This window comes from Sulfitobacter sp. HI0129 (assembly GCF_001635395.1).
In the GTDB taxonomy this organism is placed as follows: domain Bacteria; phylum Pseudomonadota; class Alphaproteobacteria; order Rhodobacterales; family Rhodobacteraceae; genus Sulfitobacter.
Genome location: NZ_LWGH01000972.1, coordinates 1 through 374 on the forward strand (window position 1 = coordinate 1; position 374 = coordinate 374).

The following is a 374-nucleotide window of genomic DNA, read 5'->3' on the forward strand; positions in this document are numbered from 1 at the left end:
CCGTGGGCGGCCTGAACCAGACGAAGATCTTCCGCCGCACCGACGGCGAACCGGAAGAGATCGGCAAGATCGAACATTCCGGCGTCGCGCCGCACGGTATCTGGCCCAGCCCTGACAACAGTCGCCTTTACGTGGTGCTGCAGAAATCCGATGCGGTCGACATCATCGACACCGCGACGAACGAGGTCATCAAGACCTTGAGCGTGGGGCAGGACCCGCAGGCCCTGATCTACGTGGCCAATGCCGCGCCGGGGGCCGAAGGGGCTAACCTTGGCGAGCAGGGTCTCGGAAACCGCGTGGAGAACATCGCGATTGAAGTGCGCGGGGCGGAAGGGGCCAGCGCCTCGGCCAATATCCGGCATGTCGCGGGGGTG

At 65.2% G+C, this 374-nt stretch carries 1 pseudogene; it reads left to right on the top strand.

Going from position 1 to position 374, the window contains the following annotated elements:
- Window positions 1–374, top strand: a pseudogene (locus A3764_RS21435) (hypothetical protein); the annotation flags it as partial.